The 13968-nt window shown below is 54.4% G+C and carries 9 protein-coding genes; 5 read left to right on the top strand and 4 right to left on the bottom strand.

Features of this window, described 5'->3' with window-relative positions; all coding sequences use genetic code 11:
* The first annotated feature begins 26 nt into the window (after positions 1-26).
* Complete coding sequence (locus BM123_RS16520) at positions 27-515, top strand: DUF6495 family protein (protein ID WP_090170560.1); 489 nt, start codon at positions 27-29, stop codon at positions 513-515.
* Here BM123_RS16520 and BM123_RS16525 read toward each other — a convergent pair whose 3' ends face one another.
* Positions 516-3020: a TonB-dependent receptor plug domain-containing protein gene (locus tag BM123_RS16525; RefSeq protein WP_175489430.1), complete on the bottom strand. Its 2505-nt coding sequence runs from the start codon at positions 3018-3020 to the stop codon at positions 516-518. It abuts the gene before it with no gap.
* A gap of 282 nt (positions 3021-3302) precedes the next feature.
* Here BM123_RS16525 and BM123_RS16530 point away from each other — a divergent pair, with 282 nt between their 5' ends.
* A complete protein-coding gene (locus BM123_RS16530; protein WP_090170564.1) occupies positions 3303-5681 on the top strand; it encodes a glycoside hydrolase family 3 N-terminal domain-containing protein in 2379 nt (792 codons plus the stop codon).
* A 177-nt stretch (positions 5682-5858) separates the two neighbouring features.
* Here BM123_RS16530 and BM123_RS16535 read toward each other — a convergent pair whose 3' ends face one another.
* Complete coding sequence (locus BM123_RS16535; protein WP_090170566.1) at positions 5859-6395, bottom strand: NUDIX hydrolase; 537 nt, start codon at positions 6393-6395, stop codon at positions 5859-5861.
* A 63-nt stretch (positions 6396-6458) separates the two neighbouring features.
* On the opposite strand from BM123_RS16535, the gene BM123_RS16540 reads away from it, so the two are divergent.
* Together BM123_RS16540 and BM123_RS16545 are read left to right on the top strand one after the other, a co-directional pair.
* A complete protein-coding gene (locus tag BM123_RS16540) occupies positions 6459-9182 on the top strand; it encodes a DUF1553 domain-containing protein (RefSeq protein WP_090170568.1) in 2724 nt (907 codons plus the stop codon).
* A 164-nt stretch (positions 9183-9346) separates the two neighbouring features.
* Entirely contained in the window at positions 9347-10816 is a 1470-nt protein-coding gene (locus tag BM123_RS16545) for a DUF1501 domain-containing protein (protein ID WP_090170570.1), read from the top strand.
* Positions 10817-10895: 79 nt separating this feature from the next.
* Here BM123_RS16545 and BM123_RS16550 read toward each other — a convergent pair whose 3' ends face one another.
* Positions 10896-12002, bottom strand: coding sequence for a DUF4407 domain-containing protein (locus tag BM123_RS16550; RefSeq protein WP_090170572.1), 1107 nt, complete (start codon positions 12000-12002; stop codon positions 10896-10898).
* 377 nt (positions 12003-12379) lie between these two features.
* On the opposite strand from BM123_RS16550, the gene BM123_RS16555 reads away from it, so the two are divergent.
* Positions 12380-12880: a GbsR/MarR family transcriptional regulator gene (locus tag BM123_RS16555; RefSeq protein ID WP_090170573.1), complete on the top strand. Its 501-nt coding sequence runs from the start codon at positions 12380-12382 to the stop codon at positions 12878-12880.
* Here the strand turns inward: BM123_RS16555 and BM123_RS16560 are convergent, their stop codons facing one another.
* Complete coding sequence (locus BM123_RS16560; RefSeq protein WP_090170575.1) at positions 12881-13594, bottom strand: LytR/AlgR family response regulator transcription factor; 714 nt, start codon at positions 13592-13594, stop codon at positions 12881-12883.
* Between the last annotated feature and the right edge of the window lie 374 nt (positions 13595-13968).

Here is a 13968-nt window from a genome sequence, read left to right on the forward strand (position 1 = left end):
ACAATGCCGGGCTTGTTTGGCAAACCATGAAAGAAACGAAATTTAGAAGACTGCGAAAGAGCGAGCTTGAGGAGGTAACCGATCAGTTCGTCAAATTCCTAAGTGTCAACGGAATTGATGCCGGAAGCTGGCAAAAGATGAAGGAAGAGCAGCCCGGGCGAGCAGATGGATTCATCCTGCAATTTTCCCAAATCGTGTTTGCCGGAGTCATTGAAAAGATAGAATACCTGGTTCATCGCCGGCCTAATGATCTGAGAACCTACAAAACCGGACCAGACAAAATTGAAATGCGGGGCATTCTCCTCGACGGACCAACCAGCATTGACTTTACCATAACTGATCTCCCGCCCAAGGAGATGTTTGCCCGCATGAAAGCAGAAGGCGTGAGCCCTAAGCTGTATTCCGCTGAGCGTAAATATATGCCCACGGGGCGTGATCAGGACATTTTCCTCATCATGGAAGAGGGAGCCCTGATCGATAGTGGAGAGCTCTTTGAGACGCTGGCGGGCTTGTAGCTATTCCTCTCCCACCCTGAATTCACAACTACCAAAGAAAGGCGTTCCGTCTTTACGAAGCCCCTGGGCGATAACGGTAAAAAGCCCTCGCTGGTCAGAAGTTACAAAGTCAACATCAACCCGGCCGCGCTTATTCGTACGCAAGTCCGCCACCCAGTACAGGGTAGTTCTCAGGTCCGGGCGGTTTCTGTTTTCGGGAAGGCTGGCATCAAAAGTGGCAAATTCTCTTACTTTCTGGTAGCCCTGAAACTCCGTCTCCAGTAAGCCAGCCTCCTTCAGCCGGCCGCGCTCGTCCTGATAGGTATACGCTACAATGGCGCCACCGGTAGGTGGCGCCCCAAGCCCAACCGCCCGGGGTCCTTTGACCACATCAATGAATTCAATAATTCTTACCGGCATATTTACCAATCGCTCGAAACGGGTTTCTACCCCGTCCAAAAAGTAAAGCGGCTCTACGGGGCCGTTAATTCCACTATTGCCTCGAATAACGATAATGTCCTCATTATCCACATTTTTGGTTAACTGTACACCGGGTAAGCCCCGCAGAAGGTCAAGAATATTTACCGCCGTTCGGATTCGGGGGTTGTCGGCTACCACTATCCGGGTGTCAGGTTGGCCACCATACAGTTTGGACCGTTCCTGCCTCACCTCTTCTTCCTGGTCAATGCGGGCAGCGGTAATATCCACTACGTCAAGATCAATGATCAGCGAATCATAGGTTCGGGCAACGGTAAGTGCCTTCCGGCTGATCTCGGCGTAGTCGTTTTCCTCTTCTTCCGACTCCTCTTCCTTTATGGCCGGGGAGCGCATATCCATCGCCGTAAGTGGAGGCAGTATCACCGGATCAAGCTCTACCCGCTTCAGGTTTACATTGCTATTGTCCTCCAGATCAATGTCAGGATTGTTCCGATTCTTTTTGCCAAACTTAAACCGCCCCTGGATCATCACCGGGAAGGTATCAAACACTATGATTGGGCCAAAAGCAAAGTACCCCTCCTCATCGCTCATGGTCTGAGCCGTAAAGCCGTTTTCCATTCTGGTCAGGAAGAGCTTACCCGGGCGGGCAACATTCTCGTTCTCCAGTTTTGTCATCCGACCGCGCAGGTAAAGCCCCGGCTCCAGCAGATAATCAGGTTTAAAATCATCCAGTAGCCCCAGGTCGGGCCAGCGGAAGCGCCGCCAGGCGCGGGTGAGCAAAAATTCGTCCGTTCGGCGGGCACGTTCGGCTTCGTCTCCGGCGAAAAGGAGTTCCGGCGCATGCTGTACTGGCCGATCAATATCGCTGTTGAGTAAAAGCCAGGTCCTGATATCATCTCCCTTCGGACCGCCCGTTGAAGCCCGGGGCAGAATACTCAGGCTAATGCGGGATTCTGCCAGACTGTCCGCCGCCGCGTCCCGGTAGGGCGCGGCTAACTGAATTTTGGCCGGCGCACGGAAATCATAACGCTCTGCGGAAGGTTGCACGAAAAGCTCACTCCTCGCGGGTGGAACGAAAAACAGCCTTTCCGCCACCGGCTGCCCGGCTCCATCAAAAACCGTAGCGACAATCACGCCCGCAGGAAGCGCCGGTACGGGAAGCATGATATTCAGCTCCGTAGACTCTTCTGGAATAGCCTGGGTAAATATGTTGACACCCCGTAAATGCAGCAGCAGCGTAGCGTCTTCCAGCCCGGTTTCGGTGTTCGTAGCCAAATGCAGCCTTACCGTGTCCGTAGCTACCTCAACCCCCAAATGAATACCACTGGCAAGAGCCTCCGGCAACTCGAACGCTTTTGGTGTCCCATCGGGTACGACACGATAGCTTTTACCCGCCACGGGCGTATAGGTAAACGTACCAATTCCGGTAGTTTCCGTAAAAACACTGTCCTCGATCTTGCCCTCTCCATCAAGCAGGCTGGCTTCAATGGCCAATGGCTCCCCGTTCGCAGTCTCTGCCACAAAGGCTACCCGGCAGGGGATACCCGCAACGCAGTCTCCGCCTTCCGCAAAAAAGCGCAGGCTTATGTTGTCATTCACAGCAAGCGCTTCATTAAGCGGCACTATATCTTCTGCCGGAGCGACTATTCCTCCACTTTCCTTCAGTCCCCCAACAATCTTGATCGCTTTCCGAAAAAGCGTATTCACCCCACTATTGCGTTGGTAGCTGGTATAAGCCGTTAACTGGTAATAACCGGGTAGAATATTGGCCGGGAGCGAAATGCTTCCGGAAGTATGGCCGTCAAAAGCGTAAATCTGCTTCCGGCTAACCGTTTCCTCCTGTGCGTCGTGAAGTTCCAGGTAGATCGTTTTACTGACACTGTCCGGCAGATGGTATCGACCGTCCACCAGGTACACAGCAGCCAGAATGGTCTCTCCGCCGGCGTATACCGACTTGTCAGTGTGTACAAAGATTTTCTCGGGGAAGTAACTACGGTAGTAATTGTCCAGTAACTTCGAAAAGGATGCCTGTGCCAAAAGGCCAGGGCCCAATAGAAAAAGCAGGGCCAAAAATAAATACTTCGACATGTAAAAGGGGTTCTGTAAGAGTTTAGGATAAATTGCGATAAATATACCTGTTCCCCTTCGCTCCAGCAACGAGGCATTTGCTGGCAACACCATCTTAACGACACTTTACACTCACCGAAAATCATCTTTGTCAGGGCGACTCTGAGATTTTTTGGAATAACAATCGTTTTCAGGGCGCATACGCAGGATGCAATGGGAATTAAAGGAGCAAGGTTATGCCAAACTCCCGTACTTTGCCATCAAGATTCTATATTGGGTTAACACTGACACTAAAGCATCATCATGCGCTTTTTACTTTTCCTACTGCTACCATTCCTGGCGGCTCTCGATGGCTGTGGAGGCACCAATAACGAGGAAGCCGTTACGGAACCCTCTGCTCCAGCCGCGGGCGAATCCCTCACTAAAGCAATCTACAAAGACGCCAGCCAGCCTACTAAAGACCGCATTGAAGACCTGATTGGTCGGATGACCGTAGAAGAGAAGGTGGCTCAGGTAACGGCTGTCTGGAAAGACAAAAAACGATTCTACAACGAAGACTTCAGCTTCAACGCAGACAGTGCTTTTGCCGTTATGCCGCACGGCATCGGTCACATCACACGGCCAAGCGAGCTGGAGGGCCCTCCGGCCATCGGCCGCTCCGGGCTTGACGAAGTCAACTTTACCAACGCCATCCAGAAATGGCTCGTGGAAAATACCCGCCTCGGTATTCCTGCCCTGAACCACGAAGAAAGTCTCCATGGCCTGGCCGCACTCAATGCCACCAGCTGGGGACAGCCCATTTCCGTGGCCGCTACCTTTAACCGGGACCTCACCCGACAGCTATACGCCACGGCCGCCCGGCAAACCGCCAGCCGTGGTGGCCACGTCGTCCTTACCCCCGTAGTCGATGTTGCCCGCGACCCCCGCTGGGGCCGGGTGGAAGAAACCCTGGGCGAAGACCCCTTTCTGGCCGCTCAAATCGGCCTCCAGGCAGTACTGGGCTTCCAGGGAGACGATAACAAATGGGACGAAGGTGAAGTCTTTGCCACCCTCAAGCACATGGCCGGCCACGGCGAACCCGAAGGCGGCAATAATATCGCTCCGGCTAACATCTCCGAACGAACGCTCCGCGAAGTCTTCCTCTACCCTTTCCGGCACATCGTCGAGAAGGGCAACGTCCGCAACATTATGGCCAGCTATAATGAAGTCAACGGTATACCCAGCCACGCTAATGGCTGGATGCTGAACACGCTGCTGCGGGACACCTGGGGCTACAAAGGCGCTGTCGTCTCTGATTACTTTGCCGTCCGCGAACTAACCGACCGTCACGCCGTAGCCCTTAACTGGAAAGCCGCTGCCGTGCTGGCCATCTCCTCGGGCATTGATATTGAGCTCCCCGACCGGGAAGCCTACCCGGCCCTGGTAGAAGCCGTCAACGACGGCACCCTGGATGAGGCGATCCTCAACCAGGCCGTTAGTCGTATTCTTCAGCAAAAGTTCGATCGGGGCCTCTTCGAAAACCCTTACACCGACCCCGCCGGCGTGCTGGACAACACGGCAGAAGACGATGCTCTGGTTCGTAAGGCTGGTGCTGAAGGCATGATTCTGCTTACCAACGACGGCATCCTCCCCTTTACCGATAAAATAAAAACCATCGCAGTCGTTGGCCCCAATGCTGACAAGGTGCTCCTCGGCGGATACTCGGACATGCCCGATCACTTTGTGACCATCAAAGACGGGCTGGAAAACGCCCTCGGAGCTGACTCCGTAAACCTCATCTACGCCGAAGGCGCCCGGGTAGTAGAACCCGGCAGCTGGTACAAGGACCCCGTTGTCGCTATTCCGGAAAGTGAAGACCGGCTAAGGATCAAGGCCGCAGCCCGGGCAGTCCGGCAGGCGGACGTGATCGTCCTCGCCGTAGGTGGCAACGAACTCACCAGCCGCGAAGCCTGGGCCGAAGGCCACTGGGGAGACCGCCCGACGCTGGACATGGCCGGCCTGCAGAATGAGCTGATCGACGAACTGGCTAAAACCGGTAAGCCGATCGTCGGACTTGTGTTCGGAGGTCGCCCGTTGGACATTGCCAACCTCATCGAGAAATCTTCCGCCGTCTTCCAATGCTTTTACCTCGGACAAGAAACGGGTAACAGTGTGGCCGATGTCCTCTTTGGCAAAGTAGCTCCCGGTGGAAAACTCCCCATCAGTCTGCCGAGGTCCGTCGGCCACATCCCGGCTTACTACAATTACAAGCCAACGGCACGACGGGGCTACCTCTTCGATGATGTCTCCGCTGCCTGGCCCTTTGGCTATGGTTTGAGCTACACCACTTTCAACATCTCTCCGCCTACCCTCTCCGCCGCCAGCGTACGACTCGGCGAAGCCGCAAACGTAAAAGTCACCGTCTCCAATACCGGGACACGGGCAGGCTCCGAAGTTGTTCAACTCTACATAAGGGATCGCTTCAGTTCCGTCACCCGTCCCGTGCGGGAGCTCAAGGGCTTTGAGAAAGTATACCTCGAGCCTGGTGAAAGTACGACGGTCACCTTTGAACTCGGTCAGCAGGAGCTGGAGCTTCTCGACATCAATATGAAGTGGACCGTTGAGCCGGGAGAATTCGAAGTCATGGTTGGCAACAGCAGCCGGTTGAAGGATTTGAAGTCGGTGGTATTCACCGTCCGCTGATGGTCGAGACAATACGCGTCAAGCCGGGCAAAGGAGCCTGCCGACTTTGACCGTCCAACTCCACCACATAGGGAGTTACCACACTAAGCCGCTCCGGGAGCCTTCGGCCCCGTTCGCGCTCGACGCAAAGCGTCTCGATAACCGTCACTGACTGGCAACATTACTAATATAGCAACCTTATACCGCCGGATAATCCGCCCGATGCAAACGTTTAACGCCCGTCCGCCGGTCTTCAAAATAGCGCTTAAGCGTAAAGACAGAAGAGGTGAAGGCCATCTCCTTCCAGGGAATATCGGCTTCGGTGAACAGGGCTGTTTCCAGGCTTTCTTCGCCGACGCCAAAGGCGCCGTCCACCAATTCACCTACGAACTGCAGGTAGATCTGGTTGATTTTCGGCAGGTTATAGAGACTGATCAGATAGTCAATTTTCACCCGGGCGGCGGCTTCTTCCCATACTTCCCGGCGGGCACCATCGGCGACGGACTCTCCATTTTCGAGGTAACCGCTGGGGACGTTCCACAGGCCGTGGGCAGGCTCGATGGCACGGCGACAGAGCAGGACCTTATCCTCCCAAACGGGCAGGCACCCCGCCACAATGTTGGGGTTCTGATAGTGGATCGTTTGGCAAGCAGGGCAGACAAAACGCTCCCGGTTATCCCCTGGCGGGATTTGGAGTGTAATCTGACCGGAGCCGCAGTTGGAACAAAACTTCATGGACGGTTAAGGTAGGCAAAGTCCTTATATTGGGGAGCAGTTATCCGAAAACACCCCTGAATAATGCAGCGACTTCTCCTCCTTTCATTCTTCCCCGTCCTGCTGACTTTGTGGTTGGCAGCGGGTAGTTGCAGCCATGAAGAGCGGATCAGTTATAACGACAGCATCCGACCTATTTTTAACGAGAAGTGCATTGCCTGCCACGGTGGAGTGAAACAGTCCGGTGGGTTTGGGCTTGTGTTCCGGGAGGATGCCTTGGGAGAAACCAGTAGCGGTAAATTCGCCATCGTTCCGGGTCGGCCGGCGAAGAGTGAGATTGTTGTCCGGATCAAACACGACAACCCGGAGCTACGGATGCCTCTCGAGCACGCCCCGCTCACCGTGGAAGAAACGGAGTTGATCGAAACATGGATTCGCCAGGGAGCGGAGTGGGAGGAGCATTGGGCGTACTTACCCGTCAAAGAGGTTGAGGTGCCTACATCCACTACTGTTGGTATCCAGCATCCGATCGATGCCTTCGTCCGCGCCCGGCTCCAAAAAGAGAAGCTTGCACCTGCGCCCCGCGCCCAAAAACGCGATCTCCTTCGCCGGCTTAGCTTTGACTTAACGGGGCTGCCGCCAAGCCAAAAAATGATGCTTTCCTTTCTGGAAGACGATCGGCCGGAAGCCTACGAAGAGGCCGTTGATGCGCTCTTGCAAAGCCCGGCCTTCGGAGAGCACTGGGCCAGCAAATGGCTTGACCTGGCGCGCTATGCCGACTCGCGAGGCTATGAGCGAGACCCCAACCGGACAATCTGGCCCTGGCGTGACTGGGTAATCCGCGCCTACAATGAGGACATGCCCTACGATGAATTCACCCTTCAGCAACTCGCCGGAGACTTACTGCCGGAGGCAACTCCCGATCAATATCTCGCGACTGCCTTCCACCGCAACACGCTGAGTAATGATGAAGGCGGCACCTCGAACGAAGAGTACCGAAACATTACCATCATGGACCGGGTAGCCACCAGCTGGGAAGTCTGGCTGGGCACATCGATGGCCTGCGTGCAGTGCCACGGCCATCCGTATGACCCGCTCCGACACGAGGAATATTATCGCAGCTACGCCTTCTTCAATCAGAGTACTGACCATGACCACGTTTCTGAAGCACCTAACCTGATCGCCTTTTTCCCGGCGGAAGAAGAGAAGGTCAGAAAGCTGGAAGATTGGGTGCGGGAACATGAGAATAAGGAGGCGCAGACGCAGGTGCAAAATTGGGTTAAACGGCTGCGAATGCGCGAGCCCCGGCTTCGTCCCGAAACGTTTACCGAAGTTGTCGGAGGCATCTTTACGGACCGGGGAGATGAAGACTTCCTATTCGTGCATAACGACAATTCCTTCCGCCTGGAAGGGCAACTTCTGGACGATATCGCCGCCATCCACCTCTCTTACCGGGCCATGAGTAAGGGGCTGTCCTTGCGCATCACGCTGGATGCACTGGACGGGCCACTGCTGCTGGAGACCGCTCTTTCCTCCCGCAAGTGGCCCTTCGGCACCCAGCAACTTAAAATTCCGCCAACGGCGGGTAAGCACGACTTATACTTCCAATTCAGCGGTGTCGAAAACAAAAAAATTGCCGGCATCTACGGCGTTCACTTCCAGGAAAAACTTCCCGGTGAAGGGCAGGCAGGATACGCTGAAGTAGAGGCCTACATTCAGGAATTACTGGAAGCCAAAGACTCCGTTCGCGTTCCGGTGATGGTAGACCGGCCTGCGGAGCAGGCCCGAACCACCCGGATCTTTACCGCGGGCAACTGGCTGGTGCCCGCTGACACGGTTGAGCCAGGGGTAGCCCCCGTTTTCCCGCCCATGGCGGAACACAACAGGCCGCTGAACCGACTCGATTTTGCCCGGTGGATTACCGCTCCTGAAAACCCGCTCACCGCCCGAGTAGCCGTAAATCGCTATTGGGCGGCCCTCTTTGGCCAGGGTATCGTTACCACCCTCGAGGATTTTGGCAGCCAGGGAGGCTTGCCTTCCCACCCGGAACTCCTCGACTGGCTGGCCGGGCAATTCTCCGGAGAGTTAGGTTGGAGCACGAAGCAACTTCTCCGTCTGATGGTTACTTCGGAGACCTATCAGCAATCTTCCACCACCAGCCCGGCGTTACTCGCCGCAGACCCCTACAATGAGCTACTGGCCCGCGGCCCGCGCAAACGACTGAGTGCCGAAGAGGTGCGGGATCAAATCCTTGCCGTATCCGGGTTGCTGAGCGATAAAATGTACGGACCGGGCGTTATGCCTCCCCAACCAGACGGTCTTTGGGATGGTGTCGTTTACAGTGGTATGAAGTGGATCACCAGCGAAGGAGAAGACCGCTACCGTCGGGGAATTTACACCTATCTCCGACGCAGTGTCCCCCACCCCTTCCTGACGACCTTTGACGGCCCGAACCGCGAAGTTTGCCTGTCGCGGCGGACGAACACCAACACCCCGCTGCAAGCCCTGATGACGCTTAATGACCCGGTTGTGGTGGAGGCAGCCAATGCGCTGGCGAGAGATTTGATGACTACGGAAACTTCTTATCCAGAATTGATAACTGCCGCCCATCAACGAGTACTGTTCCAGGCGCCGGCAGTAGCCGATGCTACCGCACTTCTCCGACTTTACAATGAATCATTGGTATACTACCATACTTCCCCCACTGAGGCGGAAGAACTGGTCGGCAGTACAAATGCAGAATTGGCCGCCCTGACGGTGGTGGTCAATGCGCTGTTTAATCTGGATGAGTTTATCTCGAAGGCGTGAGGGCGCGCTAATGGGGAGATGCTCGCGCTTCGCGCTCGTAGGTCCCCGGATTACGGCGATGGCTCCGCCCTCGCCTTCATCCGGGGCTAAACATGTTCGATCCCTACGGGATCTGCCAGTCTAAGGAGGTTCGACTACTCTGTAGTCTTTAGAAACAAAAAACAATGAAAATAAACGAAGAAGCACATTACCGCAACGCACAACTCAACAGCCGCCGGCTGTTTCTCCGCAACGGTGCTCTCGCCTTAGGCGGCGCCGCGCTGGCGGGGCTTAGCGGCTGTTCATCTTCGACTGGCAGCACGGAAGGTACGGTACCCGAATCGATGCGACAGGCCATGCGTTACGCCCCAAGGGCCAAGCGGGTGATCTATTTGCACATGGCCGGAGCCCCCTCTCAGCTGGAGCTCTTCGATTACAAGCCCAAACTGGAGGAACTACACGGGAAAGACTGCCCGGCATCCCTGCTGGCTGGCAAGCGTTTTGCTTTCATTCAGGGAACACCACTGATGCTGGGCCCGCAGGCTAATTTTGCGCAACATGGCCAGAGCGGCGCCTGGGTCTCCGACCTGTTGCCACACTTTAGCAAAGTAGTGGACGAGGTAGCCTTCCTGAAAGCCGTGCATACGGATGAGTTCAACCACGCGCCGGCGCAGCTACTGATGCATACAGGTAGTCCGAGGGTCGGCCGGCCGGCCTTCGGCTCGTGGGTAACTTACGGTCTGGGCTCGGTGAACGACAACCTTCCGGGCTTTATCGTCCTGGCTTCGGGAGGGCAGTTGCCCAGCGGAGGAAAAAAACTCTGGGGCAGTGGTTTTCTGCCCTCTATTCATCAGGGCGTACAATGCCGCTCCGAAGGCGACCCAATTTTATACTTGGGTGACCCCAAAGGAATAAGCCGGGATTTACGCGGCCGCAGTATTGCGGCCATCAACGAAATTAACCAGCGGCAGTACGAGGAAGTCGGAGACCCCGAAACCCTGACCCGCATCCGTCAGTATGAGATGGCCTTCAAAATGCAGGTCTCCGTCCCTGAAGTGATGGACATCAGCAAGGAGCCCGACTATATCCATGCGCTTTATGGAAGTCAGCCGGGGGGCTCCGGCTTCGCGAATGATTGTCTGCTGGCCCGCCGCCTGGTGGAGTCCGGTGTGCGATTCGTCCAACTCTACAACTGGGGCTGGGACGATCACGGCACGAATAAGGGCGCCAGCCTCAACCACGGTTTACGGGATCGCTGCCGCCGCATTGACCGGCCCATGACGGCCTTGCTTACCGATTTAAAGCAGCGTGGAATGCTGGAAGATACGCTCGTCGTCTGGGGCGGAGAATTTGGCCGGACTCCCATGCAGGAAAACCGCGGCGGTGTTACGATGCCATTCTATGGCCGTGACCACCACGGCGCAGCCTACACGATGTGGATGGCCGGTGGTGGCGTCCGCCCGGGCATCACCTACGGTGAAACGGACGAAATTGGCTTCTACGGCGTCAAGGACCGGATGCACGTTCACGATGTGCAGGCCACTATGCTCAAACTCCTCGGCTTTGACCACGAACGGCTTACCTACTCCTTCCAGGGACGGAACTTTCGGTTGACGGATGTGGCGGGGGAGGTGGTGGATGGGTTAGTTTTGTAGACGGTAGTCTGTAGTCGGTAGTCTGTAGTCTGTAGACTACCGTATACCGTATACCGTATACCGTCTACCAAAATAAGCCCTACCCCAGCCCCAGCCCCAGGTCACCCAGAGACTTCCGGTGCTCCCGCAGGGCGACATCGATTTCTGCTTTCTTGGCGGCGATGTCCGCCGTTGTCTGGTGAACCCCAACTTCGGTATGGATACGCAGTCGGTTTTTGACGTTATTCGTTCGTTCCGTGATGCTTTCTTTGGCTTCCATGGCGTAAACGTGCTCGTGCTCGTGCAGGAGGTGGTCATACGGGCTTCGGGGCGAGATCAACTTAGTGAAGATGGGGGCTGTTTCGATGGCGATGAACAGCAGAGTGATGAAGATGCTGGCCATCAGGATGGCGTCACTACGGCTACCGAGCCGATCGAGGGCATCAATACGGGCGGCCATACCGCCGTAGGCCCCGCGTTCAAGGCTGGTGATGCCGGCGGCAGCTTCGGCGCGGAGCGTCGTGATCTCGCTGCGTTTAGCGTCAATTTGTGGCTGCAGAGCGGCTAAGGTTTCGTCGAGTTCGGCCTGTGCCTGGGCAGCGGTGGCCTTTTTAGCGCGATAGATGGGCCCCATGTTACGGACGCCGGAGCCTCCGGAGCCATCGGCTTCGGCCAGGGCGGCGGCAGCCGCCGCATCCCGGGCGGTGGTTTTAGCGTCCACCTCGGCCTGGAGGGTGGCGAGCTCATTTTCTGCGGCGGTAATACCGCCGGCGAAGCGGGCATTAACGCGGTCCTCCTGCTCTTTGAACGTCTCCTGCTCCATGACGATCAGCTCCGCATCGATTTCTTTTTCGAAGATCTTCAGCTCCAGCGGCTTAGAAATAACGAGCGCCAGCAAGATGGCCATGGCAAGGCGAGGCAGGGCGACCATGAAGTCTCCAAAACCTCCTTTACTTTTCATACTGGATACGATATAGCGGTCAAGGTTAAAGATCATCAAGCCCCAAACCAGACCAAAGAGGACGGCCATTATGTAGCTGTCAAAGATGGTGTAGAGCGCATACCCGGCGGACAAGGTGGCCAGCACACCGGTGAAAAATATCGTTCCTCCGATTCCAAGGTATTTGTTCTCATCGGAGGGTACACGATCAAGAATAGTACGGTCAGCTCCGGAGCAAAAAATGAAAAAATCTTTCAGTGAATTCATGTGGGGATGATTTTGGGTTGTGATAGTTTAAGTCTTCGTTGGACCACTAAATTGTACTTTAAGAGTCTCCCTGGCTAGTTTTTTCGATAAGCATCCGGGATTTGGGGACTAAGGGGGAAAGGAGTAAAGGGGGAAGGGCGGAAAAGGGGAAAGGGAGTTTGGCGCGGACGCGGGTGCAGGCTAAGATCAGAGAGCAAGGAAAAAACATCGCCTCCACTGCTGTATCAGCTTCCATTGCACCTGCGGTTGCGCCCAGACAGACCTTAATGCAGTAGAAAAAAGTGGTTTCCGCAAAACCTTACTCCCCCTTTCTGGCTTAGTTGTTAAATTACCCGCACCGACTAACCATTTAGCGCGTTGGACTTAACCTGCTTAGCATGCAACTTGAAGAAGGAAAGGAACGATTTATTGAAGCCTGGGGAGCACTGGGCAGTAGTTGGGGCGTTACCCGAACCATGGCACAAATACATGCCTTGCTTTTGGTCTCCAACGAGCCAAAGAGCTCCGATGATGTAATGAATGAATTGCAGATCAGCCGCGGCAACGTAAACACGAACATGCGTATGCTGGTAGACTGGGGTCTGGCGCATAAGAAGCTAATCACCGGCGAACGAAAAGAGTTCTTCGTTGCGGAAAAGGATATGTCTAAAGTGATCAAAAGTATCATCATCGCCCGCAAAAAGCGAGAGCTGGAACCCATGCTCCGTTTGCTGGACGAGCTGACTGGCGTGGAAGGCAAAGACCAGGATGCAGAGGAGTTCCGCACCGTCGTTAAAGACCTGAAGCTTTACAGCCATAAAGCGGATTCAGCATTAGATGCATTGATTAAAGTAGACAGTAACTGGTTCTTTTCTACTTTCCTTTCGATGATTAAGTAATCAGTAAAAACGGTCTATCTGCTTCAGGAATTCTCTCTTCTTACGTCTCGACAGGCTAACGGAATCTCCACTAGTTAACATGATCAATGTGTCTTTATGGGATACACCACTTACATGCTTGAGATTCACTAAATAAGATTGATGCACCCGAAAAAAGCCTTCCTTCAAAAGCTTCTGCTCATAGTATGACAAGCCCCTGGACAGGAAAAGCTCCTCTCCGGTGTCCAGAAAAAACGTACTGTAGTTTCCACTACCCTTTAGAAATATAATACTCTCAAATGGGATCATTCTCGTTACTCCTCCCGTGGTAATTCTGATGCTTTTGTACTTATCCGTAAATTCCGAACCTTCTTGTTTTGTGCGATCCTTAACCCGGGCGATGGCCTGACGGAGATCTCCGGGTTCAATGGGCTTGAGCAGATAATGAACGGCATTGGTCTGAAAAGCTCTTATCGCATGTTCATCGTGTGCCGTTACAAAAATGATATTTGGGCAAAAAGCGGCCAGGGACTTGGCAAGATCGACGCCATCTTCACCGTTTAACTGGATATCTAAGAAGGCCAGGTCAAACCGGGTCTTACGCGCCAGAGTCAGTGCTTCAGCACCGTCTTCTGCTTCAAAGACCTCGTCTATTTCCGGACAAAACAACTTCAGTGTTTTGTGGACTACCCCGCGCGCATCCGGCTCATCATCGACCACCAATGCTTTATACATAGGTCTTTTGTTTTAGAGTGTCTAAAAAGCTTTGGTAAAAGGAACCAGAGAACCGCTAATATCTGATCTGTTTCTCGCCCAAAGGTATCCGCAAAAACAAGAGTGGGCCAAGGCATCGGTTGCCAGGCCCACCCTTGAAACAAGTTCGTACCGAAGATTAAGTGAACACTCCGGTGGGTGTTTTACCGTCCCTGGCAGTAGGGTTATAAGGAGACGGAAAGTAATAGAGGGTTAGGTACTTATTCCTGAAGGATCATTAAGAGCATGTCTAAAAATTTGGGCGGTGTATCAAATGTAAGGGTGAGAAGCTAGGTTTCGCTTCCATATGAAATAACGGATTGCCGATACATGATTATCAAAATCTTTTGAGAAAC

The organism is Neolewinella agarilytica (assembly GCF_900110645.1).
Classification (GTDB): domain Bacteria; phylum Bacteroidota; class Bacteroidia; order Chitinophagales; family Saprospiraceae; genus Neolewinella; species Neolewinella agarilytica.

Excerpts from the sequence above, each read along its gene's own strand:
- BM123_RS16520 (WP_090170560.1), top strand. The coding sequence starts at position 27 with ATGAAAGAAACGAAATTTAGAAGACTGCGAAAGAGCGAGCTTGAGGAG.
- BM123_RS16525 (WP_175489430.1), bottom strand. The coding sequence starts at position 3,020 with ATGTCGAAGTATTTATTTTTGGCCCTGCTTTTTCTATTGGGCCCTGGC.
- BM123_RS16530 (WP_090170564.1), top strand. The coding sequence starts at position 3,303 with ATGCGCTTTTTACTTTTCCTACTGCTACCATTCCTGGCGGCTCTCGAT.
- BM123_RS16535 (WP_090170566.1), bottom strand. The coding sequence starts at position 6,395 with ATGAAGTTTTGTTCCAACTGCGGCTCCGGTCAGATTACACTCCAAATC.
- BM123_RS16540 (WP_090170568.1), top strand. The coding sequence starts at position 6,459 with ATGCAGCGACTTCTCCTCCTTTCATTCTTCCCCGTCCTGCTGACTTTG.
- BM123_RS16545 (WP_090170570.1), top strand. The coding sequence starts at position 9,347 with ATGAAAATAAACGAAGAAGCACATTACCGCAACGCACAACTCAACAGC.
- BM123_RS16550 (WP_090170572.1), bottom strand. The coding sequence starts at position 12,002 with ATGAATTCACTGAAAGATTTTTTCATTTTTTGCTCCGGAGCTGACCGT.
- BM123_RS16555 (WP_090170573.1), top strand. The coding sequence starts at position 12,380 with ATGCAACTTGAAGAAGGAAAGGAACGATTTATTGAAGCCTGGGGAGCA.
- BM123_RS16560 (WP_090170575.1), bottom strand. The coding sequence starts at position 13,594 with ATGTATAAAGCATTGGTGGTCGATGATGAGCCGGATGCGCGCGGGGTA.